This is a genomic window from Sporichthya sp., assembly GCF_013815995.1.
Classification (GTDB): domain Bacteria; phylum Actinomycetota; class Actinomycetes; order Sporichthyales; family Sporichthyaceae; genus Sporichthya.
Window position 1 is genome coordinate 1 of the sequence record NZ_JACDFE010000281.1, and the last position, 4,974, is coordinate 4,974.

Here is a 4,974-nt window from a genome sequence, read left to right on the forward strand (position 1 = left end):
CCCGCGGCCCGGGCGGCGACCCGGACCCGCGCGCCGTGACGCGCACCAACCTTGGCCCACAGCCAGGTGTGCGGCGCGATGCCGGCCGCGACACACGGCACGGCGAAGACCAGGGCGGAGCGCATCGCGTCGACGACGTCCACGCCGGAGCCGGCCCGCCCGCTGACCCAGCCGGCCAACCCCGCCACCAGAACGTGGCCACCCACGACGCCCCCGCCGACGATCGCCGCCGGCGTCAGCTCGAACGACGTGGTGACGCGGGCGGCCCAGCCGGCCAGTCGGGCCGTGAGCACGACCACGACGGCACTGACCACCAGCGGCGGCAGCACCAGGTCGTAGGTACCGGAGTCCAGCGGGGCACGCTGACCCATCAGCCAGAGCGAGGCCGCACCACGGAACGGGGCGGCGCTCAAACCCTCGGAAGCAATCGGGCCGGCCGCCCACAGGAGCACGGTGATGGCGGAGAGCACGGCCATCGCGACGGCGGCGCCGAGAACGGCCGCAGCGGCCCCGGTGACGACCAGCCACTCGGTCCGGGTGCCGTCGCGTCCGGAGTCAGCGCGGGCGCTCCGTACCGCGGGCCGGAGGTCGGGGCTCACCATTTGTCCACTGTGACGGGCTGCTGAGCGAAGATCACGTACCGACACCGGGTGTTCGACACAACCCTGGGAATGACCACTCTCACACGCTCGGCAGATCGGACATCCGTGACCTTGCGGACGTTCCGACGAACTGCCCTCGAGCCCCTCGGCAAGCGACTTCAATAGCTGAGTGGATTACGTCATCGATTCAGCTCATTCTGGTGTCGGCGCTCCGGCCCGACCCCCGGTTGCCAGCTTCGCCGTCGTGGAGGACGAGGCGCCGCAGCCTTCGCTCGCGGACCGCCTGTTCGGTGCTCCCGGCTGGGCGTTCCATGTCGCCTGTGGCGTCGGCGCCCTCAGCTTCCTCTGGGCCGCCAGCTCGCCGGCCGGTTTGGACCTGACCGGCAATCCCTTCACCTGGCTCGGCATCGCCTGCGTGCTCAGCTGGGTCATCCGCTTCGTCGCTGCGGCCTCCCGCCGCACGCTGACCAGCGCCTTCCTCGCCCTGCCGCTGATGGCCGGCGTGCTGGCCGCCGGGGTCTACCTGGAGGTTCCGCAGGAGACCCGCTGGCTGCAGGCCGAGGGCGGATTCGAGAGCGCTCTGCGCGCGCTGCCGACCGCGCAGGACTGGGAGCAGGGCGCCGCCGACGAGATCGTTCCCGGCCGGATCGGCTCCTACCGGCTGCACGGCGTCACCCGTGACGCCGCCGGCGCCGCCCAGTTCCACCTCGGCGGCACGCTCGACGGCGGGAACGCCGCGTTCACCTACCTGGTCGACGGCCCGACCGCAGAGGTCCGCGACGCCAACCCCGGCGCGAACTTCGAGCACCTGCACGGCAACTGGTACGTCCTCAATCCCTGAGCACGCTCCGCGCGCGTCGCGCTGCCGGCTGACGTCCCGATCCGCGTGCTCATTCGGTCGCGAAAAGTGCGCTCGCTCCCTACATCGCCGCGAAACGGAACGTAGCCAGGCAGCTTGCGATGGTTGCGCAACTAGAGGGCTGCGACTGCTTCGCGCATCAGGCGGGCGGTCTCGGACGGCGTCTTGCCGACCTTGACGCCGATGGCCTCCAGGGCCTCCTTCTTCGCCTGCGCGGTGCCGGACGAGCCGGAGACGATGGCGCCGGCGTGGCCCATGGTCTTGCCCTCGGGGGCGGTGAAGCCCGCGACGTAGGCGACGACCGGCTTGGTCACGTTGGCGGCGATGAAGTCCGCGGCCCGCTCCTCGGCGTCGCCGCCGATCTCGCCGATCATCACGATCGCGTCGGTGTCCGGGTCGGCCTGGAACGCGGCCAGGCAGTCGATGTGCGTGGTGCCGATGACCGGGTCACCGCCGATGCCGACGCAGGTCGAGAAGCCGATGTCCCGTAGCTCGTACATCATCTGGTAGGTCAGGGTGCCCGACTTCGAGACCAGGCCGATGCGGCCGGCCTTGGTGATGTCGGCCGGGATGATGCCCGCGTTGGAGACACCGGGCGAGATGACGCCGGGGCAGTTCGGCCCGACGATCCGGGTCACGGCGCCCTTGCTCTGGTTGTAGGCGTGGAAGCTCGCGGTGTCGTGTACCGGAACGCCCTCGGTGATGACGACGACCAGCGACACGCCCGCGTCGATCGCCTCGATCACGGCGCCCTTGGTGAACTTCGGCGGCACGAAGACGACGGAAACGTTCGCGCCGCCCTCGGACACGGCCTGCGCCACCGAGTCGAACACGGGCAGCGCGGCGCCGTTGAACTCGACCTTCTGGCCGCCCTTGCCGGGGGTCACGCCACCGACGATGTTCGAGCCGGAGTCGAGCATCCGCTGGGTGTGCTTGCGGCCCTCAGAGCCCGTCATGCCCTGCACGACGATCTTGCTGTTCTCGTTCAGGAAGATAGCCACGATCAGTCCTTAAGAATCTGAGGGGTCGTCAGCGGGCGGCGAGTTCGGCGACCCGGGCGGCAGCGCCGTCCATGGTGTCGACCATCTCGACCACGGAGAGGTTCGCCTCGTTGAGGATCCGGCGGCCCTCGACGGCGTTGTTGCCGTCCAGGCGGACCACGAGGGGCTTGGTGATGGCCTCGCCGCGGTCGGTCAGCACCTTGATCGCGCCGACGATGCCGTTGGCGACCGCGTCGCAGGAAGTGATGCCGCCGAAGACGTTGACGAACACGCTCCTCACGGCCGGGTCGCCCAGGATGATGTCGAGCCCGTTGGCCATCACCTCGGCCGAGGCACCGCCACCGATGTCGAGGAAGTTGGCGGGCTTGACCCCGCCGTGAGCCTCGCCGGCGTAGGCAACCACGTCCAGCGTCGACATGACCAGGCCCGCGCCGTTGCCGATGATGCCGATCTCGCCGTCGAGCTTGACGTAGTTCAGGCCCTTCTCCTTGGCCTTCTGCTCCAGCGGGTCGACCGCGCTCTTGTCCTCGAGCTCCGCGTGGTCGGCGTGGCGGAAGCCGGCGTTCTCGTCGAGCGAGACCTTGCCGTCCAGCGCCATAATCACGCCGGCGGTGGCCCCGTCTCCCTGTGTCAGCACCAGCGGGTTGACCTCGACCAGAGTCGCGTCCTCTTCGCGGAAGACGGTCCACAGCTTCTGCAGCACGGCCTCGATGTCGGCGGCCAGCTCGGCCGGGAACCCGGCGGCGGCGACGATCTCGGCGGCCTTCGCGGCGTCGCAGCCGACGTTGGCGTCGACCGGGATCTTCGCGAGCAGCTCCGGGGTCTCCTCGGCGACCTGCTCGACGTCCATGCCGCCCTGGGTGGTGGCCATCGCCAGGAAGGTGCGGTTGGTGCGGTCCAGCAGGAACGAGCAGTAGAACTCGTCCGCGATGTCCGCGGTCTGGGCCAGCATCACCTTGTGGACGGTGTGGCCCTTGATGTCCATGCCGAGGATCTGGCCGGCCAGGGTCTCGGCCTCGTCGGCGGTCTCGGCGAGCTTGACGCCGCCGGCCTTGCCGCGGCCACCCACCTTGACCTGCGCCTTGACGACCACCCGGCCGCCGAGCTTCTCGGCCGCGGCGCGCGCCTCGGCGGGGGTCGCAGCGACCATGCCACCCAGCACCGGTACTCCGTGCTTGGCGAACAGGTCGCGCGCCTGGTACTCGAACAGGTCCACGGGCGGGGCCCTCTCTCGTGAAATTCGGGGCAATCACACGACAAGCCCGACCGATCGGGACGATCCGACAGAACCAACGGCTTGGCGCGGCGAGACTAGCCCTCGGCCCCAGGCGTCTCCCAATCGAGGCGCTGCGCAGGCCGCGCCGGAGCCCGCACAGAAGACGCACAGAAGAAGGCCGGTCCCCTGAGCGGCCGGCCTTCGACGAAGAGGTTGGGCGGGGAGGAGTCCCTGTGCCCAGGACCGCCGGTGTCGGCATCCCGGGCGAAGGTTCGGTGGCGGGCTGAGCCTCCCCGCGTCCGCCAGATTCGTCCGCCTTTGGGGGGCTGGTCAAGGTGCGACGCCAACTCCATGGCCATTCCACAGGAATGCGACGCTCCGGACGTCTCGGGCGGGGCGGCAAAGGCCGGGTGCGCGGCGCGTTGGAGCGGGCTTGGGGCGGTAGGCCGGGCCCACCACGGACTGCATCCGGGCGACTACCGAACGCAGAGCGTGATCACGGGCGGTCACGGTCCGTAGAACCCGCAGGGCGTGGCTCGGCGTGTCGGATCGTGGCTATTTTTCCTTTTCCGCACGCCATGTCCGCACCACAGCGTGACGACTGTGGTACCCCTAATCACATCCTGTAACAGCAGCCCCAGAGCCTCGTCACTTTGAGCGTTCTTTGCCGGGCGGGCGTGGGTGCATGACTCCCAGACCGTTACCGTTCGGGGCTGCTGCTGTCCTAATACCGAGTGACCAGGAGATGCCTCCGTGGCCAACGGCCGACATGCGCGTGGTGCTGAGCACCTCACCGCGCAGCTCGACCCAGGTGCTGCGGCCGAGGTCTCGGTAGACGCGCCCGAAATGCCCGTTGCGAGCGGTCGTCGCCGACGGATGATCGACCAGGCCGCTCCTGTCGTTACTGATGTACCCCGTCAGAGCGCTGTTGAACCCACCAACCCCGAAGGCAGTGGCCGGCGTCGCCGCTCGGCCCCCGAGGCGCCCCACGCCCCTCAGGCTCCCGAGGCGCCCGCAGCGGTCCTCCCGGCCCCGACCGGCCGTCGCCGGCGCATCGCCGAGGAGTTAGCCGCTCAGGAATCCATCGCTCAGGAATCCATCGCCGCCGCGGTGGAGGCGCCGCAGATCGCCGGCGGGACCGGCCGTCGCCGCAAGGGCGCCGAGACCCCGGTCGCCGTCGTCGCCACCCCGGTCGCCACCCCGGTTGCTGCGCCGGTTGCTGCGCCGAAGCCGGCCCCGATTGCCGTGCCGAGGCCCGCGCCGGTCGTCGAGGTCGTCGCCGAGCCCGTCATCGAG

The 4,974-nt window shown here is 70.2% G+C and carries 4 protein-coding genes and 1 pseudogene; 2 read left to right on the forward strand and 3 right to left on the reverse strand.

All coding sequences use genetic code 11. The features are described from left to right. On the reverse strand, nt 1-602 hold a 602-nt coding region (locus H0X00_RS21510), incomplete at its 3' end, for a DUF6350 family protein (protein ID WP_293774692.1). Between the two features lie 244 nt (nt 603-846). Here H0X00_RS21510 and H0X00_RS21515 point away from each other — a divergent pair. Further along, complete coding sequence (locus H0X00_RS21515) at nt 847-1,443, forward strand: hypothetical protein (RefSeq protein WP_293774695.1); 597 nt, start codon at nt 847-849, stop codon at nt 1,441-1,443. A 131-nt stretch (nt 1,444-1,574) separates the two neighbouring features. Here H0X00_RS21515 and sucD read toward each other — a convergent pair whose 3' ends face one another. Both sucD and sucC read right to left on the reverse strand, forming a co-directional pair. Then, nucleotides 1,575-2,462: a succinate--CoA ligase subunit alpha gene (sucD, locus tag H0X00_RS21520; protein ID WP_293774698.1), complete on the reverse strand. Its 888-nt coding sequence runs from the start codon at nt 2,460-2,462 to the stop codon at nt 1,575-1,577. Between the two features lie 28 nt (nt 2,463-2,490). Beyond that, nucleotides 2,491-3,678, reverse strand: a complete 1,188-nt coding sequence (gene sucC, locus H0X00_RS21525; protein ID WP_293774701.1) for an ADP-forming succinate--CoA ligase subunit beta — start codon at nt 3,676-3,678, stop codon at nt 2,491-2,493. A 1,110-nt stretch (nt 3,679-4,788) separates the two neighbouring features. Between sucC and H0X00_RS21530 the strand changes: the two are divergent. Continuing rightward, a pseudogene (locus H0X00_RS21530) lies at nt 4,789-4,974 on the forward strand (hypothetical protein); the annotation flags it as partial.